This is a genomic window from Amycolatopsis sp. NPDC049868, from assembly GCF_044461365.1.
Classification (GTDB): Bacteria; Actinomycetota; Actinomycetes; order Mycobacteriales; family Pseudonocardiaceae; genus Amycolatopsis.
Genome location: NZ_JBITKV010000008.1, coordinates 1 through 23953, shown reverse-complemented (window position 1 = coordinate 23953; position 23953 = coordinate 1). Strand labels below are relative to the sequence as shown.

Sequence of the window (23953 nt, the reverse complement as noted above, 5' to 3'; positions counted from 1 at the left end):
GGCTACGCGTTCCGCTCGGCCTGTTTCTCCAGTCGCCACGCCTCGTCGGTCTTCCCGATCCGCCAGTATCCGGAGATCGACAGCAGATCGCGCCGCATGCCCCGGTCGTCCAGCAGATGACGCCGCAGGTCCCGGACGAACCCGGCCTCGCCGTGGACGAACGCCTGCACGACACCTTCGCGCCACTCGAGCGCGCGGACGGCGGCCGCGAGATCGTCGCCCCGGCTCCGGTGCAGCCAGGTGATCCGCGCGTCGCCCTTGGTGGTCAGCGACTGCTCCTCGGCGGCGTCCTCCACGAGGATCAACGCGTGCACGGGAACACCCGCCGGCATCGCCTCAAGGGAGGCGGCGATCGCCGGCAGGGCACTCTCGTCACCGGCGAGCAGATGCCAGTCGGCCTCCTCGCCCGGCGCGTACGCCCCGCCGGGCCCGGAGATCAGCAGTTCGTCGCCGGGTTTCGCGGCGGCGGCCCACGGTCCGGCGACCCCCTCGTCACCGTGGTGGACGAAGTCGAGCACCAGTTCGCCGAGATTCGGGTCGAAGGCCCGGACGGTGTAGGAGCGCATCCGCGGCCACTGCTCGCGCGGCAGCTCTTCGCGGACACGCGCCAGGTCGAACGGCTCGGGATAGGTGACGCCGGGCACCCGGAAGTGCACCTTGACGTAGGCGTCGGTGAAGTCGTTGGGCTGGAACGAGGCGATCTCTTCGCCCCCAGCGACGATCCGGACCATGTGCGGGGTGATCCGCTCGGTGCGCAGCACCCGCAACCGGGTCGCCGACACCGCTCTCCGCGCCTCGGCCATCCACACTCCTTCTTCCTGGCTTAGGTGAACCTAACCGAGCGTACGCCTCTCCCCGCCCGCCGGGGCACCGGCGGCCGGATCGCTCACCCGGGTGTTCTGAAAGGACGCGACGCGCCAGCCGCCGGACTCCTCGACGAGGACATACGTCAGCGTCGATTCCCGGCCAGGCTCAGGTTCGCCATCGGAGAGCGACGACCCGCCGCCGGATACGACGATCGCGACGTCCGGCCGGACGAACCGGACCTTGGGCTCGCCGCCGCCCGCGACCAGTTTCGACCCCCGCAGCGGCCCCTCGAACAAGGCGCGATGCGCGCTTTCGATGATCGCGCGGCCAGGCATGTTCATCCCGAAAAAGGTCACGTAGTCGGCGTCTTCGGTGAAATGCGAGGCGTACGCGGCCGCGTCGCCGTCGTTCCACGCGTCGGCGAGCTTGCCCAGCACCGCCAGCACTTCGTCCTGTCGTTCGGTCATGGCTTCCTCCAGTTGGACGAACAGCGTTCGTTAGACGAACACTGTTCTACAGACGAACACCGTTCGCGTCAAGTAGAGTTCCCGGCGAACCCCGGATCAGGAGGCGAACGAAGTGAGCAGGCCCCGGCGTCGCGCCGAGAAACCCGTGCTGTCCCAGGAGCTCGTGGTGAAGACGGCACTGGACCTCCTCGCCACCCATGGACTGGAAGCGGTGAGCATGCGTTGTGTGGCCAAGGCGCTGGAGACCGGCCCGGCGTCGCTCTACGCCCATGTCGCGAACAAGGAAGAGCTCCACGAGCTGATGGTCGACCACGTCCTCGACTTCGGCCCGTTCCCCGAGCCCGACCCGGATCGCTGGATCGAACAGGCGAAGGAACTGCTGCGCGACAACGTGCGCGCGCTGACGTCGGTTCCCGGGATCGCCAAGATCGCGTGGGCCATCCCCGTCCCGGTCGGCGCGAACGCCCTGCAGCAGGCGGAAGCGATGCTCGCGGTCCTGCGCGCGGGCGGCCTCGATCTCAAGCGGGCACTGTTCGCCGCCGATGCTTTATGGCTCTACGCCAAGGCGTTCGCCTACGAAGGCGCCGGCTGGCTACACGGCGACATCGACCTCGCCGAGCAGGAAGACCGCGGCAGGCGGATGGTCGAGTACATGACGTCGTTCCCGCCCGGCGCCTTCCCGAACCTGCTGGGCGCGGGCGAGTACTTCACCGCGGAGACCGCGCAGGAGCGGTTCGAGTTCGCCATCGACCTCTTCCTGCGCGGCTTGGCCTCCAGCTCCTCGTGAGGGTCAGAGCAGCGCGACCGCGGCCGCGTACTGCGGCACCAGACTCGCTCCCAGCGACGCCTTCGTCTCGGACATCTTCTTGCCGAACATCACCCGTGGCCGCCCCGTCTCCAACGCCCAGCGCACCACTTCTCCGTAGAAGTGGAAGTACAGGTTGGTACGTCCGCCCAGCTCCGGCGGGAGCGCCGCCCAGTTGCGCACGATCGGCAGGGTCGGGTGATCGAGCAGGGTCGTCATGGCGATCACCCGGCCCGTGGCGGTCTCGCGGTAGCAGATGAGGTGCACGTCGGGCTGCCGCAGCAGGGCGCTCCAGTAGCCCACGAACGCCGGTAGCGGCACGATCGGCACATCATGGTGTTTGGATTCGTTGTGCCGCAGCAATTCCGCGATCTCGACCGGATCCGCGTCGATACCCGGTACGACCCTCGCCTCGATCGAAGGGTCGGCCTCGAAGGTACGGAAGATCTTGCGCAGATTGTATTTGCGTTTCTTGGCCAGCGAGTTCACCCAGTCGTCCCGGCTCGAGAACGGCGTGACGTCGAGGACGGCGACGTCCTCGGTCCGGCGCACCATCTTCAGCCCACCGCGGACACTGTCCACCCCGGACTCGCCGACCTGGCGCACCAGCAGTCCGCGCAGACCGAAGCCGAGCTCCTCGCGCATGGCCGGGACGAAGGTGCCCAGCAGCCTGCCGACGCCACCGTCGGCGTCCTCGCCGTCGAACCACCAGCCCGGCATCGCGGCCGTACCGGGTGAGCGGACGTCGAGCCCGCCGAACCGGCCACGCCCCGCCGGGCGGGCGAACCGGTGCCGCCGCGTCGATCCGGTGACCCACGCGGAACTCACCACGCCACGCGGTTCCCCGTCATCGAGCAGGACCGTGATCGGCTGCTCGGTGCGCGCCGCCCACGCCTGGGCGGTGAGCACCTCCCAGGTCCAGTCCGCGCGCAGACCGGCCTTGGCCCGCAACGATCTCCAGTACGCGGGCTCCGCGTCGCGCCGAGGGTCCAGCACCTCGATCACCATCGGATCACCGGCCTCGGCACGACGACCCCTCGCAGCGGGACCGGCTGAAAACCGAGCGATGCCTTCAGCTCCGTGAGCCCCCGCCCCATCGACAGGGACTTCCGGTTGCCCTCGATCATGTAGCGCACGTTACGGATGACCACGTCGAAGTAGAGGTGCTTCGGCCGCCCCTCCTCCGGTGCGACCGCGGCCCAATGCTGGTGCAGCGGCGCCACCGGGTGATCGAGCACGGTGGAGAACGCGAGCAGCCTGCTTTCGCCGTCGTGGTAGGTCGTGGTGAGCACGTCCGGCCTGCGCACGAGTTCGGCGAGGTACTCGGCGGTGACCGGACCGCGCCGGTCGAACTTCACCGGCCCCATCCGCTCGCGGTGCTCCCGCAGCAGGCCGGCCAGTTCCGACGCGTCGAGGTCGGTGCGGGCGGCCTCGGTGCGGACGATCACATCCGGATCCGCGGCGATCTTCCTCGCCTGACCGCGCAGGCTCAGCCGCCTGCTCCGGCGCAGGGACGCCAGCCACCCTTCGATGTCCACGAACCGGTTCTCCAGCACCGATGTCGGCATCGTGTCGCATACGCGCCTGCCTCGCCCGGACAACATGTCGAGCGATTCCGGCGCTACGGTGCGGTAAACGACACCGACACAGCCGGGCCCGGTGAAGCGGCAGACGGCTCGCTCGAACCGGCGCATGATCTCCCGGCGGTCGGCGGCGTCGAGCCCGTCCGCGAACAACCACGGCGGATACCCCGAAAGCCACGCGTGCTGCACTTCGGCCCACCGTGGTCCCAGCCGCGCCGGACCGCGCACGGCACCGGGACGATCCGGGGAGAACGGGGCACACAGCATCGCCAGCACCGCGGCGACGATCTCTCCCCCCGCACTGATCACGGTGAGGACGTTGGGACTGCGGGAGAACCGCGACTCCACCCTCAACAACCCGTAGTCCCACGGAACCGGCGCCTGCTGGACGGCGAGGAACGCGGCCCAGCCCTCGGGTTCGGAATCGGTTCGCGGGTCGAGCACCCGCACGTCCCAGGTCATCGGCCCAGCACCGGTCTCGGCACGGCGACCGACACCAGCGACCTCGTGCCGAAGCCGAGCGCGGTCTTGTTCTCCAGCATCGCCCGGCCCGCCGTCAGTTCGCGGCGCCCGTGCGTGATCATGTGTTCCACTCCCCTGGCGTAGAAGTCGACATAGAGCCCCTTCCGTCCCCCGCCCGCGCTCGGCAGCGCGGCCCACTGGTGCAGCACGCATTCGCCCCATGCGTCGAACAGCGTGCCGAAACCCAGCAGCCGTCCGGATCCGTCACGGTAGGTACGGGTGATGACGTCGGGGCGGCGCACGAGCGCGTCCAGATAGGACGGTGCGATCGGGCTCCGGGTGTCCATGTGCAGCCCGCCGAACCGCGACCGCTGCCCGCCGGCCCAGGCCCGTTCGTCCTGCCTGGCGCGGTGGGCGTTGAGCAGGACGGCGAGTTCGTGGCAGTCCAGGTCCCGCCGGGCGGTGGCCGCCTCGGTGCGCAGGTCCCCGTCTTCCCGCAGTTCGTGCAGCGTCTTCCGGCTCTCGTCGCCGAGTGTCCGCTCCCAATCGTCCACAGTGGAGTAAGCGTTGGCCAGCACGGCGGCCGGGTCGATCTCCCGGGACATCCGGCCTCGGCCGTCCAACGCCGGGAGGAGTTCCGGATTCATCGCGCGGTAGATCACGCCCAGCAGCCCAGGGCCGACGTGAGCGCATAGTGCTCGTTCGAACACGCGGACCACCTCCCGCCGCTCGGCTTCGTCCAGCCGCTCGTCGAGCACCCCGGCGGGATAACCGCTGAGCTGCCAGAGATAGGCCTCGGCCCAGCGCGGACGGAACCGTCCACCGCGGACGGACAGCGGCGCGAACTCCCCCGCCCGCCAGCTCCGGCACACCATCACGGTGAACGCGCCGACGACCTGATCGCCTCTGCGGAGCACCGCGAGTACCGCCGGGTTCTTCGCCAGCCAGGCTTCCCGGCGCAGGACCTCGTATTCCCAGACCGGCAGCAGCTTCGCCCGGTGCAGGAACTCCCGCCAGCCCGCGGGTTCGGCCGCGCTCCTCGGATCGAGCACCTCGACCTCGAAACCGGTGCTCCTCGCCGCCACCTTCATCGTCACCATCCCAGTACCGGTCTCGGCACGGCCGCGGAATACACCGGGCGCGCCCGGAAGCCCAGCGTGGCCTTGAGTTCGGGCAGCCCGCGCCCGGCGGTGAGCTCCTTGACCCCGCGCCGCGTGACGTAGCGCATGGCGTGGATGTAGGAGTCGAACAGCAGTCCCTGCCGCCCGCCTTCGTCCACCGGCAAGGTGCCCCAATGCTGTTTCGCCGGGCTGTCCGGATGGTCGAGCAAGGTGTTCACCGCGAGCAGCCTGCCGTCCGCGCCGGTGTAGGTCAGCGTGTGCACGTCCGGCCGCCGCAGGAACCGGTGCAGGAACGCGGCCGAGGGCGGCGTCCTGGTGTCGAGCGCGAGCTTGCCGTGCCGCTCACGATGCCCCTGGATGAGGGTCGCGACCTCGGCGCTGTCGAGATCTTCCCGGCCGGCGCCACCGACGACCACCACACCGGGATCGTCGGCGATCCTGCGCCGCTGCCGTCGCAGTCCGCCCCGCCGCGACTTGGGCAGCGACGCGATCCATTCGTCTTCCGAAGCGAAGCGGTTTTCCAGCACCGCCACCGAATCGACGGCCTTCACCAGCCGCCCGCGGCCCTGGAGGTCCTGCGCGAAATCCTGCCGCAACGCCCGGTACAGCACTCCGAGCAGGCCGGGGCCGAGCTTCCGGCGCAGGGACCGTTCGAATTCCCGGATCAGCGGACGACGGTCGGCGGCGGTGACCTCCGGCGCGAACGCGAGCCCCGGGTAGCCGCTCAGCCAAGGCTGGCACACCTCGGCCCAGAACGGGCGCAGCAACCGGTGTCCCGGCGTCGGCGCGAAGCGGTATCGCAACCGGGGACGGCACACCAGCACCGAGAACGCCGCGACGATCCCGGCGCCGTCCGAGACGGTGGCGAGCACCGGCGGGTTCCGCGCGGTCCAGGCGTCGAGCCCCATCACGTCGTAGTCCCACACCGGATGCAGGCGGGCGGCGCGGAAGAACTCCGGCCAGCCGACGGGAACGGGATCGGTGCGAGGATCGTGGAAACCTGTCTTCACGTGAGTACGACCGGCGTCCCGTGTCGCGGGCACGGCGCGATCTCGCCGCGGACGCCGCCGGCCGGGAGCACGTCCACGAAGCGCGGGGAATCCTGGCGCAGCAACGTGAACGCGAGACCGCCCGTCGTCGGGCGCGCGTAGACGCGGGGCCAGTCGAGGTGCCAGCGGCCGCATTCTTCGATCGCGCCCAGGTAGCCCAGCGCCGGATCGTGGAGCACCCCGTACGGGCCGGAGTCCATTGTGTCCAGTTCCCGTCGCGGTACGGATTCGACCCGGTACGCACGGTCTTCGGGCAAGGCCGCGGCGAAGACGGCCAGCTGCTTGTCGTCGCCGACCGCGAGCACGCGACGGCCACGCCGAAGGGCGGAGGACAGTTCCGCCAGCACGCTCGGCGCCGGGACGTCGGGATCCACCACACAGCAACGAACCCCGCTCGGCAGGTCCGACGGCGGCCGCACCCCGTCCCCGCCGAGCACGACGACCAGCGCGTCTCCGCTCACCGAACGTGCCTTGCGCAGCACGGGCCCCAGGCCCCGGCTCGGCTCGATCCGTTGCGCGCCACCGGCGAGCGGTACCAGGTCGACGATCTTGTGCACCGCCTCGGCCAGTGGCGCCGCGCCGGAATCCGTCCCGGTGCGACCGGGCACCAGCACGGGATCCGTTCTGCCGTCGAGTGCCCAGCGTTCGCGATAGAACGGCACAGTCGCGAAGGCCGACCGCACCGACCGCCGGTAGGCGGCCCGCCAGGCAGCATTCACCCCCACAGTCCACATGGCGCGCAAGCCTGCGTCATCACCGGCGGTTTGGGAATACCCCGCGTCGGATTCATCCGGTTTTCGCCCGACTTCCCACCTTTTCGACTGAGCTGAAAGGACGAACTTGCGGATTCCCCTGGCGGCAGCAAAGCGAGTCTGCCTATAACACGGGAACTTTCGATCCGGCACGACCTGCCGGACGCCTGGGGCCAAGGGGACTCATGAACCGTGAAAACACAACGCGTGACGCTACGAACACAATAGCGCGCTCACCGCAGGGATTCGACAGATGAGCCGGTCGGTCCCCGGCCCCGCGGAAAGCGGACTCACCGTAGTCGTCCCGTGCTTCAACGAAGTCGACAACGTCGAGCCCTCCTACCAGGAGATCGTCGCCGAGTTGGGAAATCTCCCCCTCGAACTGCTCTATGTGGACGATGGGAGCACGGACGGGACCCTGGACGTCATCCGGGCGCTCGCGCACACCGACCCCCGGGTGCGCTATCTGTCCTTCACCAGGAACTTCGGGTTCGAAGCGGCCTTTTCCGCCGGCTATCGATACGCCGGGAAACCGTGGCTCCTGCACATGGACGCCGATCAGCAGTTTCCCGCCTCCGAGGTGGGAAAACTGATCACCGCGGCCGAGGCGGGCAACGACGCCGTTTTCGGTGTTCGCACCAATAGGCAAGATCCCTTACCAAGGCGCTGGGGCACCGCCGCCTTCCATTTCCTCGGCCGCCGCGTCCTGCGCATCGAGATCCCGCCCGGCGCGACGGCGTTCCGCCTGGTGCGCACGGAGCTCGCGCGCAAGATCGTCGATCTCCGGCTGGGCACCCCGTACTTCCTCGCCACCGTGCCGAGGCTGACCAGCCGCTACACCACCGTCCAGGTGGCACACCGGGCCCGCGAACGCGGTGAGTCCAAAGTGGGCTTCGGCTTCCTTTCCTCGCACGCCATCGAGTTGTTCGTCGGCTTCACCCGGCGGCTGACGACGGTGGCTTCGACCACGGCGGTGCTGGCCGCCGGGATCTCGGTGCTCGCCGGGATCGCGGCCGCCACCGGGCTTCTCGGGCTGACCGCCGCGTCGACGCTGACGTTCGTCATGTTCTCCGTGCTGCTGACCGTGCTTGCGTTGTCCGTCCGCTACCTGGTCGTGGTCGGCGCGGGGCAGGCGCGGCCACGGCAGTTCTACATCAGGGAAGCCAGCTTCCCGGTCGACGAGGACGACCGGCTCTACACCTCGGCCATGGCCGAGATCCATCCTGGGGAAAGGCAAGCGGGAGTGAAGAACACCGAAGACACGGCGGCGGTACGGAGCCTGGTGATCCTGGGCGGCGCCGACGGTTCGGTCAGCACGTACCACCGGGCGCGGGAGCTCGGCTTCCGCACCATCTGTGTGGACGTCCGCGCGAGCGCGCCCGCGGTGGCACTGGCCGACGAGTTCGTCCAGGTCAGCGTCCGCGCGCCGGAACAGATCGCGGCGGCGCTCGAGGGACGGGACGACATCGCCGGGGTGCTCTGCCCGGCCAGCGACGTCGGGCTGCCCGCGCTCGCCTGGCTCACCCGGCACTGGAACCTGCCCGACCCGTTGCCCGAGGCCGCCGTCGCCGCGTCCGTCGACAAGTCCGTCTTCCGCGAACTCTGCGACAGGCTGCGTCTGCCGACCTACCGCAGCGTCGGCGGGAAGCCCGGCCCGGATCTCGTGCTCGCCGCGCAGCAACTGCGGTTCCCGACGCTGGTGAAACCGGTCGATTCCTCCGGGAGCCGTGGTGTCGTCTCGTGCGCGAGCCCCGGCGGCCTCACCACCGCGTTCTCCGACTCCCTCGCGTTCTCGCCGTCCGGCAAGCTGGTCGTCGAGGAACACCTCGACGGCTCGCACTACACGATCGAAGCCCTCGCGGTCGACGGCCGGATCGTGTTCCACGCGGTCACCCGGCGCACGCTGACACCGCCGCCGTTCTTCGTGACGGCGTCGCATCTGCTTCCCGCCGGGTTGCCGCCGGTGGTCGACCGCGCGCTCCCGGTGATGCTGGCCGCGTTGTGCGCCGAACTCGGTTACCGCACCGGGCCGCTCACCCTCGACGCCGTCCTGGGCCGTGACGGGAAGTTCTATCTCATCGAGATGGGCGCCCGGATGGGCGGGAACGGCCTGGCCGAGGCGATCGAGCACAGCACCGGCGTCGACCTGATCGCCGCGGGGATCGCCGCCGCGACCGGCGGCGAGGTCGTGCTCTCCCCGCGCGACCCGCGCCCGACGCTCATCCACATCCTCGCCTCCGACCGCGGCGGCCGGATCGTGCGCATCGAGGGCGTCGACGAGGTCCGCGCCATGCCCGCGGTGCACAACCTGGAACTGTTCGCGGAAGAGGACTCCTACGTCAAACCGTACGAGCAGGCCGGTTACAAGATGGGGTACGCCGTGCTTTCCGCGCCGACCGTGCCCGACGTGCTCGCGGCGGAGGACGAACTGCGCGGCACGTTGAAGTTCCTGCTCGACGAGCAGGGTGCGGCGGTACCGCTCCCTTGACCGGCACTTCGCTCACCGGCGCCGGCACCGCGTCCATCGCGGCGCCGAAGCCGTCCATGGTGCTCCGGCTGCTCGCCGGTCGTGGCGTGTTCCGGCTGGCGATCCAGGCGATGGGCCTGGTCCTGGTCACCGCCTGGGGCGCGCACGACTACGGCCGGTTCGCCACCGCGCTCGGGCTGATGGCATGGCTCAACTTCGTGCCGTCGGCGGCGGAGAAGTCGGCGTTGAAATGCTTGCCGCGCCTGCGGATGACGCGAGACGCGGTCGCGGCCCTCGCCGTCCGTGTCGCCGTCGTCCCGGTGCTGGTGGTACTGGCGGCGATGGCGGTCGCGCTGATCGTGGCGCCGGACTCGGACGCCGCGCTGTACCTGACGGCCGCGGGCTGGTCGATTTCCGGCGGCCTGCTGATGACGGTCTCGGGCCTGCACCGTTTCACCGGGAAGTCCTCTTTGGACGCTCTCGCGTTCACCGCGGGCGCGCTGGTGGTCGGCGCCGTGACGGTGGGCACCTGGTTCGTCCGCTGGTCGCCGTTGACGCACCTCGGCCTGTTGCTCGGCGGGATCCTGCTCATCCTCGGCTTCTCCGCGGCGCTGCTGCCGAAGAAGTGGCTGCGGGTGGAAAGGATCGACGGGCACCGGCTCCTGCCCGCCTTCGGCCGGACCACCGTGCTGCTCGGGATGACCGAAGTGCTGGACGTCCTCGCGACGTCGACGGTGTTCGGCGTACTGGCGCTGGCCGGACGGACCGTCGACAGTGGACCGTTCTACGTCGCCCTGCTGGCCAGCAGCGCGTTCTGTTCGCTGCTGTTCTATCAGCTTCGCGTGCACCAGCCGGCGATCTCGGCGCGGCTGCGCGGGAGCGGGGCGGCGGCGGGCCGGGCCCGCGCGGCCGAACTGCTGAAACTGGTCGAACGGGGCGCGCTCGCGTTCCTCGTCCTCGTGGGGATCGCCCTCGCGATCCCGGCGACCCGCGCGGTGCTGACCGCCGAAGACACTGTCGGCGCGTACGTGGTCCTCGGCGTGTTCGTCCTGGTCGAAACGGTGCTGTTCGCCGTCCGGCTCTACGCGGGCTTCCTGATCGAAAACACCAACAGCAAGGTCCTCACGCTCACGGCGTCGGCCTCGATCGCCGGGCTGGCCGCCACCCCGCTGGCCGCCGCCGCACTCGTCCCGGCGATGGGACCGGTCGGCGGGTTCGCCGCGCTCGTCTTCGCCATCGGCACGCGGGCGACCGTCCTCCGGCGGCTGCTGCGCCGCCGCCACCCCGAACTCTGAACGTCGCACTGGAGAAGGAACATGTACGTACTGGGAATCAGCAGGGTCCACGACTCGGCGGCCGCACTCGTGCGCGACGGCGAGATCATCGCTTTCGCCGAAGAAGAACGCTTCACCCGGAAGAAGCACGACGGGGACTTCCCCGCGGAGGCGATCAAGTTCTGCCTGGAGCGCGGTGGGATCACCCTCGCCGATGTCGACCACGTCGCCTACTACTGGCAGCGCTGGCGCGAGGGCATCCACGCGGCGAAGGTGTTCGCGAAGTACTTCCCTGGAACGTTGGAGGTGTTCCGCAACCAGAACGGCGACGAGGGTGGCGCCTCCGCGGGCATGGTGGAGACGTTCAAAACCGGTGGCGGCAAAGGGGTCGACGACTACCACGTCGGCGGCGCGGTGCTCGCGCACATCAAACGGTCCTTCACCCTCGAACGCGATGTGAAGGAGGCCGCGGGCTGGACCGGCCCGACGAAGTTCAAGACGCATCTGGTCGACCACCACAAGGCGCACGCCGCCAGCGGGTACTTCATCTCGCCGTGGGAAGAGTCGGCGGTGCTCACCTTCGACGGCATCGGCAGCGACGGCACCGCGACCTATCTGGGCCACGGCAAGGGAAACCGGATCATCGACATCCGGCGGATCAAGTTCCCGCACTCGCTCGGCGCGATGTACGCGGGCGTCACCGGCTATCTGGGCTTCTACCCCACCCGTGACGAAGGCAAGATCATGGGGCTGGCACCGCTCGGCAACGACACCTACGTCGATGCGTTCAAGCAGCTGATCCACCTCGACGACGACGGCGGCTACGAGCTCGAACTGAGCTTCTTCGGCCACCACCGCACCGGCAAGCACGTGATGTCGAAGAAGTTCACCGACCTGTTCGGCCCGGCGCGGCCCAAGACCCGGGTCACCGCGGAGAACCCGGTGCCGCAGCACTACTGCGACATCGCCTACGCGCTGCAGGTCACCTTGGAGGAGGCCGGGCTGCACATCGCGCGCTGGCTGCAGCGGGAGACCGGATCGCGCCGGCTGTCCGTCGCGGGCGGTGTCGCGCTGAACAGCGTGACGAACGGCCGGATCCTCCTGGAAACCCCGTTCGAGGACTTCTTCGCCCAGCCCGCGGCCGCCGACGACGGCTGCGCGCTCGGTGCGGCGCTGGAGGTGTCGGTCGGCAAGTACGGCAAGCCCCGCCCTCGCGACGGCTACACCTACACCGGCCCGGACTACACCGAGGCGGAGATGGAACTGGCGCTGCAGGACGCCGGGGTCCGCTACACCAAGGTCGACGACATCGCCGCGCACACGGCGAAGAAGATCTCCGAGGGCAAGATCATCGGCTGGGTGCAGGGCCGGATGGAATGCGGGCCGCGCGCGCTCGGCAACCGCTCGCTGGTGGCCGACCCGCGTGACCCCGACTCGAAGACGCGGATGAACGAGAAGGTCAAACACCGCGAGGCGTTCCGGCCGTTCGCGCCCTCGTGCCTCGCCGAACGCGCGGGCGACTGGTTCGTCAGCGACTACCCCTCGCCGGTCATGCTGCTGGTGTTCGACGTCCTGCCGGACAAACGCGACGAGGTCCCGGCCATCACCCACGTCGACGGGACGGCCCGCGTGCAGACGGTGACCGAATCGGACAACCCGCTGTACTACCGGATGATCAGCGAGTTCGAGAAGCTCACCGGCGTGCCGATGGTGGTCAACACCTCGTTCAACGACAACAACGAACCGATCGTCGCCAGCCCGGCCGACGCGGTGGCCTGCTATCTGAAGACCGACGTCGACGCCCTCGCCCTCGGGCCGTTCTGGGCAGAGAAGGACGACCTGTGACCGCCACACTGCCCGACACCGACGGCTGGATTCCCGCGCTCTACCGGCGGCGCAAATGGCTGTGGCTGGTGGCCGCGGGCCCGGCCGTGGTCACCGCGCTGCTGATCATGGTGATCCTGCCGCCGGACCAGACGCTGGACAACGTCGCGGACTGGGCGTTCAAGCTGTGCCCGTTCGTCTTCGCGGTCGCCACGGTGGCGCTGTTCCCGCGCACCAAATGGGGTCCGGCGCTGATCGTGCTCGCGGTGTTCGTCTATATGTCCTATTTGGACACCGAACTGATCATGCGGATCCAGGCGTTCGCCAGGAACGCCGCCACCGACGAGGACGCCTTCCAGCCGGTGTACCAGTTCGAGCTGTTCATCGTGACGTTCATCGTCCTGTTCGGGCTGATGGCGTACCGGCTGGGCGGCGGCCGGACGGCGAACGTGCTCAAGGCCGGTGTCGCGTCGATCCTCGTGGTGATCTCGGGCGCGAACGACCTGACGTTCTGGGCGCTCAACGACGTCTGGTCCGCCGGGACGAAACCGACCGAGCTCAAGTGGGCTTCGCATATGATCGTGTTCCTCGGCGGGCCGCCGAGTGTCCCGGTCGCGGTGATGTTCATGCTGGTGCATCTGGTGCTGGCGGCGATCGTGGTGGCGCTGCCGGTGGGCCGGTGGGTCGACCGGGCACTGGGGCTCAGGTGAGCCGGCGCACCAGACCGTCGGCCAGCAACCGGCCGCGGTCGGTCAGCACCGCCCGCCCCTGACCGTCCAAAGCGGACTGTTCCAGCAACCCCTCGGCGGCGGCGGCGCGGGCTTCGGCCCGGCCGTCGTCGTCGAGCGCGTCGAGCGGAAGCCCTTCGGACAGCCGGAGTTCCAGCATCACCCGTTCCAGATGCCGGTCTTCGCCGGTCAGCAGTTCGCGGCCCGCGGCAGGCGACTCCCCTGCCGCGAGGGAGGCGGCGTAGCGGGCCGGATGCTTGACGTTCCACCAGCGGACGCCGCCGACGTGGCTGTGCGCGCCCGGCCCGGCGCCCCACCAGTCGCCGCCGCGCCAGTAGCCGATGTTGTGCCGGCAGCGGGCTTCCTCCGAGGTCGCCCAGTTGGACACTTCGTACCAGCGCAATCCCGCCGTGGCGAGGACGCGGTCGATCATCTCGTAGTCGGCGGCCAGCACGTCGTCGTCCGGCGCGGGCAGTTCGCCGCGGCGGATGCGGCGGGCGAGCGCGGTGCCCTCTTCGACGATCAGCGCGTACGCCGAGACGTGGTCGACACCGGCGGCCAGCACCGCGTCCAGCGATGCCTGGAGATCTTCGGGCCGCTCCCCCGGCGTGCCGTAGATGACGTCGAGGTTGACGTGTTCGAACCCGGCGGCGCGCGCCTCCTCGGCGGCCGCGACCGGACGGCCCGCGGTGTGCACGCGGTCGAGGATCTTCAGCACATGCCGCGCGGCCGATTGCATCCCGAGGGAGATCCGGTTGTACCCGGCGTCACGGATACCCGCGAAGAACTCGGGCGACGTGGACTCCGGGTTGGACTCGGTCGTCACCTCGGCGCCCGGCGCGAGCCCGAAGGTGCCGCGAACGGCATCAAGAACGCTTCGCAGCCCGTCGGCGCCGAGCAGGGACGGGGTTCCGCCGCCGACGAAGACGGTGTCGACCGCGGGCGGCTCCTTCAACACGTGCGCGGCCAGCTCGAACTCACGCTTGAGCCCTTCGAGCCACGACTGCGGCGACGAACCGCTGTCCAGCTCTCCGGCGGTGTAGGTGTTGAAATCGCAATAGCCGCAACGGGTCGCACAGAACGGGACGTGCACGTAGACGCCGAACGGTCGCGTGCCGAGCCCCTCCAGCGCGCTCTCGGGGAGCGCGGACTCGACGGGCGTGGTGGTTTCGGGCAGCAACGCGGGCACACCCCAGTGTCCCTCACGCCGTGAAGGCCTCCTTCCCGGGGGAAAGAGGCCTTCACGGAACGCGTCATCTGTCGGCGATGCGCACCCTGACCGAGGTCGAGCGGGTGCCGTCGTCGAACCGCACCCAGACGAGGGTCTCCATGTTCAGCGAGTAGTCGTTGACCACGTGGTCGACCGACCAGTCGCCCTGTTCGTCCGCGACGGCGTCGCGGCTCATGGCGACCTCGACCAGCACCGTATGGGACAGGTGTCCCCGGACGTTCGGCGAACAGCCGGCCGCCTCGAACCGGTACGAGTCGCCCTTGTGCAGCACCGCCCCCTCTTCGGGCGAGACCAGCCTGCAGCCCTGCTGAGCCCCGGAAGCGGTACCCGGGATCAGCAGGGACGCCAGCACCATCGCGGCGACCACCCATCGGCGCATACGCAACTCCTCCGTCCTCTGTGGATCGGAGACCGAAGCTAGCGGCGACGGCGGCCTCACGCGGCCTCACTCACCCGAAGCGGTACTAGGCGGTGTCACTTAAAGCGCGCTTTCGGATTTCCGTAGCCGGGCCGTGGTATCGGCTGGTCACTCGCTCAGTCGTGGCAGCGGCCCGCCTCCGCAAATCCGAGGCCTCCGGCCGCAAAGACACGCGCGCGCGTGTCCTCACCAACCAGCCGAACCTCGCTTGAGCGACACGCCCTAAGCCAACCCGTTCGCGGCCAGCCATTCCGGCGACGGCGGGATGGCCTCGATGATGTCGACCAGGAAGCCGTTCAGGTCCTCGATGTAGAAATGCCGCTGACCGAATTCCTCGTCCACGAGTTCCGTCACGATCTTGACCCCCTCCCCGCGCAGCCTTTCGTACTCGCCCGCGGCGTCGGCGACCATGAACCCGACCATCGATCCGGCCGCTTCCTGTGCTCGCCAAGGCGCCGGCGTGGCCTTGTGACCGCGCTTCACGAAGCTCATCTCGTAACCCGGCACTCCGGCGTTGAGGCTGGAGAACCAGTCGAGCTCGATCGTCACCGTCAGTTGCAGGTGCCGCTTCCACCAGGCGGTGGTCTCGGCGATGTCCTCGACGACCACGCAGGCGCCGAAACCGTTGAGTTGCATCTGGTGTTCCTCCCAGTCGAACCACTTGATGCGTAGTACTATAGCTATAGTGGTTTGACTGAGGCAAGGAGAATGTTCCGATGCGACAGAACCCGGAGCGCCGGACCGCGCTCACCGACGCCGCCATCACCGTCCTCGCCCGCGAAGGCGCACGCGGCCTCACCTACCGCGCCGTGGACGTCGAAGCGGACGTGCCGCCGGGAACGACGTCCAATTACTTCCGAAACCGGGACCAGCTGCTCGGCGAGGTCGGTGTCCGCGTGCAGGAGCGCATGTCGGCGCCGGCCGAGGTGATGGCGAACCCGCAGGCCGAGTCGCCGTCCCACGACCGGGTCGGCGTCCTGCTCGGCGAGCTCATGGGACGGCTGACCGGCCACCGGGAGCCTTATCTCGCCTTGCTCGAACTCCGCCTCGAAGCCACCCGGCGCCCGGACCTCTCGGCCGAACTGACCAAGACCGTCCGCGAAGGCATCGACATGAGCGTCGACTGGCATATCGCGGCGGGCATGCCGGGCGGGCGCGCCGAAGTGCTGCTGATGTACCTCGCGCTGACCGGGCTCACCGTCGAACGGCTCACCCTGCCGGAGGTGCTCGCGGACGTCACCGACGAAGAGGTCATCCGGATCATCGTGGACCGCGTCCTGCCCTCTTGAGTCGTGCGCGTTCTGCGTCACAATGCCGGGCCGCGAGCCCGGACTTGACCTTCAAAGGATGCCCTTGACCAGCGAAAACAGCCGCGTTCGGACACTGTTCCCAGTATTCGGACCGGCCTAGACCACATAGTGGGCGCGTGGCACGCTGAATGAATGACCCGCGCCGGAATCAGCCTCGTGGCACGCCGCCACGTGGACCTCCGTCGTGTGGCGAGCGCGCTCTGTGCGACGAACCGCTGACTCCCCGCCACCACCACGATCAGCCGGAGGATTCCCATGTCGTCGCCCACGCGCGAGACCCCTGCCCGTACGCCCCGGGTCAAACAGAAACGGGGCGAGGGACAGTGGGCACTGGGGTATCGCGAGCCGTTGAACCCCAACGAGCGGTCCAAGAAGGACGACAACCCGCTCAACGTCCGGGCCCGGATCGAGAACATCTACGCCCGCGGCGGCTTCGATTCGATCGACCCGGGTGACCTCCGCGGCCGGTTCCGCTGGTTCGGTCTCTACACCCAGCGCAAGCCGGGGATCGACGGCGGCCGGACCGCGACGCTGGAGCCCGAAGAGCTCGACGACCGCTACTTCATGCTGCGGGTGCGGCTCGACGGCGGCGCGCTGACCACCGGGCAGCTGGCCGTGCTCGCCGAGATCTCGCAGACCCACGCCCGCGACACCGCCGACATCACCGACCGGCAGAACATCCAGTACCACTGGATCCAGATCGAGGACGTGCCGACGATCTGGGCGAAGCTCGAAAAGGCCGGGATGACCACGCTGGAGGCGTGCGGTGACAGCCCGCGCGTCATTCTGGGCTCCCCCGTGGCGGGTATCGCCGCCGACGAGATCATCGACGGCACACCCGCGATCGACGAGATCAAACGCCGCTACATCGGCGACCCGCGCTACTCGAACCTGCCGCGCAAGTTCAAGACCGCGGTCTCCGGGCAGCAGGACGTCGCGCACGAGATCAACGACATCGCCTTCGTCGGCGTGAACCACCCGGAACACGGCCCCGGCTTCGACCTCTGGGTCGGCGGCGGCCTGTCCACCAACCCGATGATCGGGCAGCGGCTGGGCGCCTGGGTCCCGCTCGACGAGGTCCCGGACGTCTGGGAAGGCGTGATCAGTGTCTTCCGCGACTACGGCTACCGGCGGCTCCGCGCCCGTGCCCGGATCAAGTTCCTGGTGAAGGACTGGGGCGCCGCGAAGTTCCGCCAGGTACTGGAAGACGAGTACCTCAAGCGCAAACTGACCGACGGCCCGGCTCCCGAGGTGCCCGCCACCCAGATCGACCACGTCGGCGTGCACCCGCAGATCGACGGCAAGTTCTACGTCGGCGCCGCGCCGGTGGCGGGCCGCGTCTCCGGGGCCACCCTGCTGGCGGTCGCCAAGGCCGCCGAGCGGGCCGGGTCGAACCGCGTCCGCCTCACCCCGCACCAGAAGCTCGTGATCCTCGACGTCCCCGAGGCCGAGGTGAACGGGCTGAAGACCGAGCTGGCCGATCTCGGCCTGCAGACCGAGCCCTCGCCGTGGCGGCGCGGGATCATGGCGTGCACCGGTCTGGAGTTCTGCAAACTCGCGATCGTCGAGACGAAGGCCCGCGCGATCGAACTGGTCACCGACCTGGAGAAGCGCCTCGCCGACATCCAGGCCGAGATCGAGAACCCGGTGACCGTGCACCTCAACGGCTGCCCCAACTCCTGCGCCCGGGTCCAGACCGCCGACATCGGGCTCAAGGGCCAGATCGTCACCGACGGGGACGGCAAGCAGGTCGAAGGCTTCCAGGTGCACCTCGGCGGCGGGCTCGGCCTGGACGCCGGGTTCGGCCGGAAACTGCGCGGGCACAAGGTGACCGCGTCGGAGCTGACCGCGTACGTCGAGCGGGTCGTGCGGGCGTACATCGCCGGCCGCGAACCCGGCGAGCGGTTCGCCCAGTGGGTCCTGCGGGCCGACGAAAGCGTCTTGCAATGACCGAACGCGCGACCCCGTACTACTGCCCTTTCTGTGGCGATGAAGACCTGCGGCCCGCCGACGGCGGTTCCTGGCTGTGCTCGGGCTGCCGCCGGGTCTTCACCGTGAAGTTCCTCGGACTGTCCTTTCCGGAGGTGTCGCAAGGATGACCGCCACTGCCGACTACAAGACGCTCGCCGAACGGGCCTCGAAGGAGCTCGCGGAGGCGACCGCGACCGAGGCCCTGCGCTGGACCGCGGAGACCTTCGGCGACGACTTCATCGTCGCCTCGAATATGCAGGACGCCGTCCTGATCGACCTGGCCACCCAGGTCAAACCCGACGTCGACGTGCTGTTCCTGCAGACCGGCTACCACTTCCCGGAGACCATCGGCACCCGTGACGCGGTGCAGGCGGTGTACCCCGGCGTACGGATCGTCAACGCCGAAGCCGAACAGAGCGTCGCCGAACAGGACGCGGAGTACGGCCCGAAGCTGCACGAACGCGACCCGAACCAGTGCTGCCACCTCCGCAAGGTCGTGCCGCTACGCGACACTCTCGCGAAGTACTCGGCGTGGGTGACCGGCGTCCGCCGCGTCGACGCGCCGACCCGCGCGAACACCCCCATCGTCACCTGGGACGACCGCAACGGGCTGGTGAAGATCAACCCGATCGCGCCGTGGTCCGACGACGAGTTCAGGAACTACATCGACGAGCACGGGATCCTCGAGAACCCGTTGGTGTCCATCGGTTATCTGTCGATCGGCTGCGCGCCGTGCACCGCGAAGGTCGCTCCGGGCCAGGACCCGCGCAGCGGCCGGTGGGCCGGGCAGGGCAAGACCGAATGCGGCCTGCACGGGTGAGAAGGGACGAAATGACCACGCTCGAACCGGCCGCTGACGCCGCCCAGGACAACCTGGCGGCGCTGGAATCCGAGGCCATCCACATCTTCCGCGAGGTGGCGGGTGAGTTCGACCGGCCGGTGATCCTCTTCTCCGGCGGCAAGGACTCGACGCTCCTGCTGCACCTGGCGATCAAGGCGTTCTGGCCCGCTCCGGTGCCGTTCCCGTTGCTGCACGTGGACACCGGCCACAACTTCGACGAGGTCATCGACTTCCGCGACCGCGTGGTCGAGCAGCACGGGCTGCGGCTGGTCGTGGCGAAGGTCCAGGACTGGATCGACGACGGCAGGCTCGAAGAGCGCGCCGACGGGATGCGCAACCCGTTGCAGACCACGCCGCTGCTCGACACGATCGCCGAGAACAAGTTCGACGCGGTCTTCGGCGGCGGGCGCCGCGACGAGGAGCGCGCCCGCGCCAAGGAGCGGATCTTCAGCCTGCGCAACGCTTTCGGCCAGTGGGAGCCGCGTCGGCAGCGCCCGGAACTGTGGAACCTCTACAACGGGCGGCACCGCCCTGGCGAGCAGGTCCGCGTCTTCCCGTTGTCCAACTGGACCGAGGCGGACGTCTGGAACTACATCGCGCGGGAGAAGGTCGAACTGCCGTCGATCTACTACGCGCACCGGCGCGAGGTCTACCAGCGCGACGGCATGTGGCTGGCCGAAGGCCCGTGGGGCGGCCCGCGACCGGACGAGGTCGTCCGGGAACTGACCGTGCGCTACCGGACCGTCGGCGACGGTTCGTGCACGGGCGCCATCGAATCGACCGCCGCCACGGTGGACGAGGTCATCGCCGAGGTCTCGGCCTCCCGGCTCACCGAACGCGGCGCCACCCGCGCCGACGACCGGATGTCGGAGGCGGCGATGGAAGACCGCAAGCGGGAAGGGTACTTCTGATGTCCAGCCTCCTCAGGCTCGCGACCGCGGGCAGCGTGGACGACGGGAAGTCGACCCTGGTCGGGCGGCTCCTGTACGACACCAAATCCGTCCTCGCCGACCAGCTGGACGCGGTCACCCGCGCCAGTGTCGACAAAGGACTGTCCACTCCGGACCTCTCACTGCTCGTGGACGGCCTGCGCTCGGAACGCGAGCAGGGCATCACGATCGACGTGGCGTACCGGTACTTCGCGACGCCGAAGCGCAGTTTCGTGCTCGCGGACACGCCGGGCCACGTGCAGTACACGCGGAACACGGTGACCGGGGCGTCCACCGCGCAGCTCGCCGTGCTGCTGGTCGACGCGCGCAAGGGCGTCATCGAGCAGACCCGCCGCCACGCCGCGGTACTCGCCCTGCTCGGTGTCCCGAACCTGGTGCTGGCGGTGAACAAGATCGACCTCGTCGGCTACGACGAAGCGACGTTCACCGTGATCGCCGAGGAGTTCGCCGAGCACGCCGCGTCCCTGGGCTACGAACGGGGCTCCGTGCTCGCGGTGCCGGTTTCGGCGCTGGTGGGTGACAACGTGGCTGAGAAGTCGGACAAGACGCCGTGGTACTCGGGCCCGACCCTGCTGGAGCATCTGGAAACCGTGCCGGTGGCACCGGATCCGCACGATTCGGCGTTCCGCTTCCCGGTGCAGTACGTGATCCGGCCGCGCACGGCCGACCATCCCGACTACCGCGGATACGCGGGGCAGATCGCGGCGGGCACCGTCCGGCCGGGTGACGAGATCGTCGTGCTCCCGCAAGGAATCCGCAGCCGGGTCGAGGGCATCGACACCGCCGACGGGCCGCTCGCCGAAGCCGGCGCGGGCACCTCGGTGACCCTGTTGCTCGCCGACGACGTCGACATCTCGCGCGGCGACCTGATCGCCGCCGCCGACCGGCAGCCGACGGTGACCGACGAGATCACCGCGACCCTGTGCTGGCTCTCGGCCAAGGCGCTCAAACCGGGCGCGCGGGTGCTGGTGAAACACGGAACACGGACGGTGCAGGCCCTGGTCGGCGAGCTCCACGCCCGCTTCGACGAGCAGACGTTGTCCAGTGTGGACGATCCGGCTACCTTGGAGCTCAACGACATCGGCCGGGTGACGCTGAGGCTGGCCGAAGAGATCGGCGTGGACGACTACGGCGTCAGCCCTCGGACGGGCGCATTCCTGGTCATCGACCCGAAGGACGGCGACACCCTCGCCGCCGGACTCGTCGGCGAAAGGTTCGCATGATCCCAAGCCACACTCCGCCACTGGTCGCCGTCGCCCACGGCAGCCGCGATCCGCGGTCCGCCGCGACCATCCGCGCCCTGCTCGACGTCTCCCGTGGGCTGGCACCGGGCCTCGACATCCGCGAGTCCTTTTTGGACCTCTCTGAGCCGTTGCTCACCGACGCCCTGCGCGGCCTGTACGCCGAGGGGCATCGTGAGGTCGTCGTGGTGCCCCTGCTGCTCGGCGTGGCCTATCACGCCCGGGTCGACCTGCCCGCGCTCGTCGCCGAGGTGACCGCGGACTGCCCGGGCCTCGACGTGCGGGTTTCCGGGGTGCTGGGCATCGACCCGCTCATCGAGACGGTCGCGCTGGACCGGCTCACCGAGGCGGGCGCCGACCTGGACGATCCGGGGCTGGGTGTCCTGCTGGCCGGCGTCGGCTCGTCGAACGTCGCGGCGAACGACGCGGTCGCCGGGATCACCACTCGCTGGCAGCTGCGTCGCGGGCTGCTCGCGACACCCGCCTTCGCCAGTGCCGCGCAGCCGGACGTGCCGGCCGCCATCGCGCGGCTGCGGCTCAACGGCGCGCGGCGGCTCGCGGTCGCGGGCTGGTTCCTCGCGCCGGGGCTGCTGCCGGACCGGATCGCACGCCTGGCCCGCGAAGCCGACCCGTCGGTGATCGTCGCCGGGCCGCTGGGGCCGGATCCGCGGATCGCCGGGCTCGTCCTGGATCGCTACGACATCGCCGCCGCCCGGCTCGCCGCCTGAGTAGCATGCCTCGTCCCGTACGGGCGCTTGATGCCGATTTTCGGTGGGTTCCGTTCCCAGTTCCGTGACACCCCGCGTATGGGAACGGAGATTTCTTGACGAGTTACTTAACTTGCCGGTAACTCTCTAAACGCTGCGCAGCTCCCTCTCTCCCCCTCGAACCCCCAGGTAGGTGGAACATGAAGGCTGCCATCCGTGCCCTCCTCTGCGCTTCGGCCGTACTCGTCCCGATCACCGGTCTGGCCGCGCCGGCTTCGGCGGCGACCACTGTCGTCTTCGACTGCGAAGCGAAGCCGCCGCTGGTCGGCAACAAGTACCTCAAGCTGAGCCAGGACGCGGACGTCACCGCCCCGGCCACGGTCGCCCCCGGTGCCGCGCTCGACGTCGTCATCGACCCGGCGCCCAACACCGTCCCGGCCGAGGTGAGCGGCTACCAGGTCAAGAACATCAAGGACTTCTCCCTGAAGATCCCGATCCCGGCGAATTCGACCTGGGTGGGCGCCGACCTCGCCGGGGGCTCCGGCATCGGCTCGACCCCGCCGAAGATCACCGTCTCCGGCAGCGTCGCGACGCTGAGCTTCCCCGGCCCGATCGCGGGCGGCTCGACCTTCGAACTGCCGACCGTGACCGCGCACCTCACCGCGGGCTCGTCCGGCACCATCGAGACGAAACTGGGCGGTTCCAGCTACAGCGACCCGGGCCTGACGTTCACCGCCGTGGTCAGCGCCGGTTTCGACGTTTCCGCCCCGACGGCGTGTTTCCCGAACCCGAGCCCCACGTTCACCACGACGACGATCGGCTGACCCGCGCCTGCGCCACCGTCGGTGGAGACGGTGGCGCAGGCCACTGCCCGGCCCGACTTCGCCCGTGCGAAGGTGGGGCATGGCTGACGAACTGGTGCACTACGACGTGGTGGGCGGCACCGCCACGATCACCTTGGACTCCCCGCACAACCGCAACGCGCTCTCCGCCCAGCTGCGGCGTGAACTGAGCGAATCACTGGACAAGGCACAGGCGGACGACGCGGTGCGGGTCATCGTGCTCACCCACACCGGCCCGGTGTTCTGCGCGGGCATGGATCTCAAGGAGGCCCGCGGCGCCGGTGCGGGCGCCCAGGGCGTGAACGAGTTCCCGAAGATCCTCGAACAGCTGTGGACCAGTCCCAAGCCCGTCGTGGCGAGGCTCGCGGGCCCCGCACGCGCCGGTGGAATCGGCATGGTGGCCGCGACCGACATCGCGGTCGCCGTGCCCGAAGCGACCTTCGCCTTCTCCGAGGTGCGGATCGGCGTCGTACCCGCCGTCATCTCGCTCACCGTGCTGCCGCGGCTCAACGCCCGCGCCGCGCACGAGCTGTTCCTGACCGGTGACACCTTCGACGCGAAGCGCGCCGTCGAGATCGGCCTGCTGAACTCGGCCGTCCCCGCGGACGAGCTCGACGACGAGGTCGCCCGCTACGTCAAGGCGCTCGCGCTCGGCGGACCGAAGGCGCTCGCGGCGACGAAGGAACTGCTCAGCAGGCCGCGTCCGGCGACACCCGCCGAAGGCTTCGAGGCCATGAACAAGCTGTCCGCCGGGTTCTTCGCGAGCGAAGAAGGCCAGGAGGGCATCACGGCCTTCGCGCAGAAGCGCAAGCCGAACTGGGTCCCGGCCGACTAGTCAGCTTCTCTTAAAGCGCGCTTTCGGATTCCCGTAGCCGGGCCGCGGCATCGGCTGGTCACTCACTCAGCCGTGTCGGTGGCCCGCCTCCGCGAATCCGAGGCCTCCGGCCGAAAAGAAACGCGCGCGTGTGTCCTCACCCAATCAGCCGACCCCGGTTTGAGAGACACGCTCTAGGGCGTGTCCTGCGGATCTTTTCCATGATCGTGTGCAGATGATGGATTGTGGTGGGTCGTGGTGAGCTGACGGACAAGGCCTGGGCGGTGAT

General features: G+C 69.3%; 25 protein-coding genes. 15 read left to right on the top strand and 10 right to left on the bottom strand.

The window, feature by feature from the left end; all coding sequences use genetic code 11:
• Window positions 1–2: 2 nt before the first annotated feature.
• Window positions 3–803 (bottom strand): siderophore-interacting protein, encoded by an 801-nt coding sequence (locus tag ACIBTM_RS29165; RefSeq protein WP_395880355.1) that lies wholly within the window; start codon window positions 801–803, stop codon window positions 3–5.
• A gap of 30 nt (window positions 804–833) precedes the next feature.
• The gene (locus tag ACIBTM_RS29160; RefSeq protein WP_395880354.1) at window positions 834–1274 is read right to left on the bottom strand and encodes an SgcJ/EcaC family oxidoreductase; all 441 of its coding nucleotides are present in this window, start codon (window positions 1272–1274) and stop codon (window positions 834–836) included.
• 112 nt (window positions 1275–1386) lie between these two features.
• Between ACIBTM_RS29160 and ACIBTM_RS29155 the strand changes: the two genes are divergently transcribed.
• Window positions 1387–2061, top strand: coding sequence for a TetR/AcrR family transcriptional regulator (locus ACIBTM_RS29155; protein WP_395880353.1), 675 nt, complete (start codon window positions 1387–1389; stop codon window positions 2059–2061).
• A gap of 3 nt (window positions 2062–2064) precedes the next feature.
• Here the strand turns inward: ACIBTM_RS29155 and ACIBTM_RS29150 are convergent, their stop codons facing one another.
• From ACIBTM_RS29150 to ACIBTM_RS29130, 5 genes are read right to left on the bottom strand one after another with little or no spacing between them, the layout of a single operon-like run.
• Window positions 2065–3087: a GNAT family N-acetyltransferase gene (locus ACIBTM_RS29150; protein WP_395880352.1), complete on the bottom strand. Its 1023-nt coding sequence runs from the start codon at window positions 3085–3087 to the stop codon at window positions 2065–2067.
• Window positions 3081–4124, bottom strand: coding sequence for a GNAT family N-acetyltransferase (locus ACIBTM_RS29145; RefSeq protein ID WP_395880351.1), 1044 nt, complete (start codon window positions 4122–4124; stop codon window positions 3081–3083). The genes ACIBTM_RS29150 and ACIBTM_RS29145 overlap by 7 nt, the downstream gene beginning before the upstream one ends.
• Complete coding sequence (locus ACIBTM_RS29140; protein ID WP_395880350.1) at window positions 4121–5224, bottom strand: hypothetical protein; 1104 nt, start codon at window positions 5222–5224, stop codon at window positions 4121–4123. The genes ACIBTM_RS29145 and ACIBTM_RS29140 overlap by 4 nt, the downstream gene beginning before the upstream one ends.
• Complete coding sequence (locus ACIBTM_RS29135) at window positions 5218–6255, bottom strand: GNAT family N-acetyltransferase (protein WP_395880349.1); 1038 nt, start codon at window positions 6253–6255, stop codon at window positions 5218–5220. The genes ACIBTM_RS29140 and ACIBTM_RS29135 overlap by 7 nt, the downstream gene beginning before the upstream one ends.
• Window positions 6252–6977, bottom strand: coding sequence for a hypothetical protein (locus ACIBTM_RS29130; protein ID WP_395880678.1), 726 nt, complete (start codon window positions 6975–6977; stop codon window positions 6252–6254). Before ACIBTM_RS29130 ends, ACIBTM_RS29135 begins: the two co-directional genes overlap by 4 nt.
• A 322-nt stretch (window positions 6978–7299) precedes the next feature.
• On the opposite strand from ACIBTM_RS29130, the gene ACIBTM_RS29125 reads away from it, so the two are divergent.
• From ACIBTM_RS29125 to ACIBTM_RS29110, 4 genes are read left to right on the top strand one after another with little or no spacing between them, the layout of a single operon-like run.
• Complete coding sequence (locus ACIBTM_RS29125) at window positions 7300–9534, top strand: glycosyltransferase (RefSeq protein WP_395880348.1); 2235 nt, start codon at window positions 7300–7302, stop codon at window positions 9532–9534.
• Complete coding sequence (locus ACIBTM_RS29120) at window positions 9531–10808, top strand: hypothetical protein (RefSeq protein ID WP_395880347.1); 1278 nt, start codon at window positions 9531–9533, stop codon at window positions 10806–10808. The genes ACIBTM_RS29125 and ACIBTM_RS29120 overlap by 4 nt, the downstream gene beginning before the upstream one ends.
• 21 nt (window positions 10809–10829) lie before the next feature.
• A complete protein-coding gene (locus tag ACIBTM_RS29115; protein ID WP_395880346.1) occupies window positions 10830–12632 on the top strand; it encodes a carbamoyltransferase in 1803 nt (600 codons plus the stop codon).
• Entirely contained in the window at window positions 12629–13321 is a 693-nt protein-coding gene (locus ACIBTM_RS29110) for a hypothetical protein (protein ID WP_395880345.1), read from the top strand. Before ACIBTM_RS29115 ends, ACIBTM_RS29110 begins: the two co-directional genes overlap by 4 nt.
• On the opposite strand, the gene hemW is transcribed toward ACIBTM_RS29110, so the two are convergent.
• From hemW to ACIBTM_RS29095, 3 genes are all read right to left on the bottom strand, one after another.
• The gene (gene hemW, locus ACIBTM_RS29105; protein ID WP_395880344.1) at window positions 13314–14528 is read right to left on the bottom strand and encodes a radical SAM family heme chaperone HemW; all 1215 of its coding nucleotides are present in this window, start codon (window positions 14526–14528) and stop codon (window positions 13314–13316) included. The two genes, ACIBTM_RS29110 and hemW, sit on opposite strands and share 8 nt — an antisense overlap.
• A 64-nt stretch (window positions 14529–14592) precedes the next feature.
• Window positions 14593–14949, bottom strand: coding sequence for a hypothetical protein (locus ACIBTM_RS29100; RefSeq protein ID WP_395880343.1), 357 nt, complete (start codon window positions 14947–14949; stop codon window positions 14593–14595).
• A 261-nt stretch (window positions 14950–15210) separates the two neighbouring features.
• Complete coding sequence (locus tag ACIBTM_RS29095; protein ID WP_395880342.1) at window positions 15211–15624, bottom strand: VOC family protein; 414 nt, start codon at window positions 15622–15624, stop codon at window positions 15211–15213.
• Between the two features lie 80 nt (window positions 15625–15704).
• On the opposite strand from ACIBTM_RS29095, the gene ACIBTM_RS29090 reads away from it, so the two are divergent.
• The 10 genes from ACIBTM_RS29090 (at window position 15705) to ACIBTM_RS29045 (ending at window position 23685) form a co-directional block, all read left to right on the top strand.
• Window positions 15705–16277 (top strand): TetR/AcrR family transcriptional regulator, encoded by a 573-nt coding sequence (locus ACIBTM_RS29090; protein ID WP_395880341.1) that lies wholly within the window; start codon window positions 15705–15707, stop codon window positions 16275–16277.
• 153 nt (window positions 16278–16430) lie between these two features.
• Window positions 16431–16517, top strand: coding sequence for a putative leader peptide (locus tag ACIBTM_RS29085; RefSeq protein ID WP_350573702.1), 87 nt, complete (start codon window positions 16431–16433; stop codon window positions 16515–16517).
• A gap of 36 nt (window positions 16518–16553) precedes the next feature.
• Window positions 16554–18248, top strand: coding sequence for a nitrite/sulfite reductase (locus tag ACIBTM_RS29080; protein ID WP_395880340.1), 1695 nt, complete (start codon window positions 16554–16556; stop codon window positions 18246–18248).
• Window positions 18245–18397, top strand: coding sequence for an Insertion element protein (locus tag ACIBTM_RS29075; RefSeq protein WP_395880339.1), 153 nt, complete (start codon window positions 18245–18247; stop codon window positions 18395–18397). The genes ACIBTM_RS29080 and ACIBTM_RS29075 overlap by 4 nt, the downstream gene beginning before the upstream one ends.
• Window positions 18394–19089, top strand: coding sequence for a phosphoadenylyl-sulfate reductase (locus tag ACIBTM_RS29070; protein WP_395880338.1), 696 nt, complete (start codon window positions 18394–18396; stop codon window positions 19087–19089). The genes ACIBTM_RS29075 and ACIBTM_RS29070 overlap by 4 nt, the downstream gene beginning before the upstream one ends.
• A gap of 11 nt (window positions 19090–19100) precedes the next feature.
• Complete coding sequence (cysD, locus tag ACIBTM_RS29065; protein WP_037342770.1) at window positions 19101–20021, top strand: sulfate adenylyltransferase subunit CysD; 921 nt, start codon at window positions 19101–19103, stop codon at window positions 20019–20021.
• Window positions 20021–21283 carry a sulfate adenylyltransferase subunit 1 gene (locus ACIBTM_RS29060; RefSeq protein ID WP_395880337.1) on the top strand — a complete coding sequence of 421 codons (1263 nt, stop codon included), beginning with the start codon at window positions 20021–20023 and terminating at the stop codon, window positions 21281–21283. Before cysD ends, ACIBTM_RS29060 begins: the two co-directional genes overlap by 1 nt.
• Entirely contained in the window at window positions 21280–22029 is a 750-nt protein-coding gene (locus ACIBTM_RS29055) for a sirohydrochlorin chelatase (RefSeq protein ID WP_395880336.1), read from the top strand. Before ACIBTM_RS29060 ends, ACIBTM_RS29055 begins: the two co-directional genes overlap by 4 nt.
• A 179-nt stretch (window positions 22030–22208) precedes the next feature.
• Complete coding sequence (locus tag ACIBTM_RS29050; RefSeq protein ID WP_395880335.1) at window positions 22209–22832, top strand: cyclase; 624 nt, start codon at window positions 22209–22211, stop codon at window positions 22830–22832.
• A 79-nt stretch (window positions 22833–22911) separates the two neighbouring features.
• Window positions 22912–23685 carry an enoyl-CoA hydratase family protein gene (locus ACIBTM_RS29045; protein WP_395880334.1) on the top strand — a complete coding sequence of 258 codons (774 nt, stop codon included), beginning with the start codon at window positions 22912–22914 and terminating at the stop codon, window positions 23683–23685.
• Window positions 23686–23953 lie beyond the last annotated feature (268 nt).

Excerpts from the sequence above, each read along its gene's own strand:
- ACIBTM_RS29165 (WP_395880355.1), bottom strand. The coding sequence starts at position 803 with ATGGCCGAGGCGCGGAGAGCGGTGTCGGCGACCCGGTTGCGGGTGCTG.
- ACIBTM_RS29160 (WP_395880354.1), bottom strand. The coding sequence starts at position 1,274 with ATGACCGAACGACAGGACGAAGTGCTGGCGGTGCTGGGCAAGCTCGCC.
- ACIBTM_RS29150 (WP_395880352.1), bottom strand. The coding sequence starts at position 3,087 with ATGGTGATCGAGGTGCTGGACCCTCGGCGCGACGCGGAGCCCGCGTAC.
- ACIBTM_RS29145 (WP_395880351.1), bottom strand. The coding sequence starts at position 4,124 with ATGACCTGGGACGTGCGGGTGCTCGACCCGCGAACCGATTCCGAACCC.
- ACIBTM_RS29140 (WP_395880350.1), bottom strand. The coding sequence starts at position 5,224 with ATGGTGACGATGAAGGTGGCGGCGAGGAGCACCGGTTTCGAGGTCGAG.
- ACIBTM_RS29125 (WP_395880348.1), top strand. The coding sequence starts at position 7,300 with ATGAGCCGGTCGGTCCCCGGCCCCGCGGAAAGCGGACTCACCGTAGTC.
- ACIBTM_RS29115 (WP_395880346.1), top strand. The coding sequence starts at position 10,830 with ATGTACGTACTGGGAATCAGCAGGGTCCACGACTCGGCGGCCGCACTC.
- ACIBTM_RS29100 (WP_395880343.1), bottom strand. The coding sequence starts at position 14,949 with ATGCGCCGATGGGTGGTCGCCGCGATGGTGCTGGCGTCCCTGCTGATC.
- ACIBTM_RS29095 (WP_395880342.1), bottom strand. The coding sequence starts at position 15,624 with ATGCAACTCAACGGTTTCGGCGCCTGCGTGGTCGTCGAGGACATCGCC.
- ACIBTM_RS29090 (WP_395880341.1), top strand. The coding sequence starts at position 15,705 with ATGCGACAGAACCCGGAGCGCCGGACCGCGCTCACCGACGCCGCCATC.
- ACIBTM_RS29085 (WP_350573702.1), top strand. The coding sequence starts at position 16,431 with ATGACCCGCGCCGGAATCAGCCTCGTGGCACGCCGCCACGTGGACCTC.
- ACIBTM_RS29080 (WP_395880340.1), top strand. The coding sequence starts at position 16,554 with ATGTCGTCGCCCACGCGCGAGACCCCTGCCCGTACGCCCCGGGTCAAA.
- ACIBTM_RS29075 (WP_395880339.1), top strand. The coding sequence starts at position 18,245 with ATGACCGAACGCGCGACCCCGTACTACTGCCCTTTCTGTGGCGATGAA.
- ACIBTM_RS29070 (WP_395880338.1), top strand. The coding sequence starts at position 18,394 with ATGACCGCCACTGCCGACTACAAGACGCTCGCCGAACGGGCCTCGAAG.
- cysD (WP_037342770.1), top strand. The coding sequence starts at position 19,101 with ATGACCACGCTCGAACCGGCCGCTGACGCCGCCCAGGACAACCTGGCG.
- ACIBTM_RS29060 (WP_395880337.1), top strand. The coding sequence starts at position 20,021 with ATGTCCAGCCTCCTCAGGCTCGCGACCGCGGGCAGCGTGGACGACGGG.
- ACIBTM_RS29055 (WP_395880336.1), top strand. The coding sequence starts at position 21,280 with ATGATCCCAAGCCACACTCCGCCACTGGTCGCCGTCGCCCACGGCAGC.
- ACIBTM_RS29050 (WP_395880335.1), top strand. The coding sequence starts at position 22,209 with ATGAAGGCTGCCATCCGTGCCCTCCTCTGCGCTTCGGCCGTACTCGTC.
- ACIBTM_RS29045 (WP_395880334.1), top strand. The coding sequence starts at position 22,912 with ATGGCTGACGAACTGGTGCACTACGACGTGGTGGGCGGCACCGCCACG.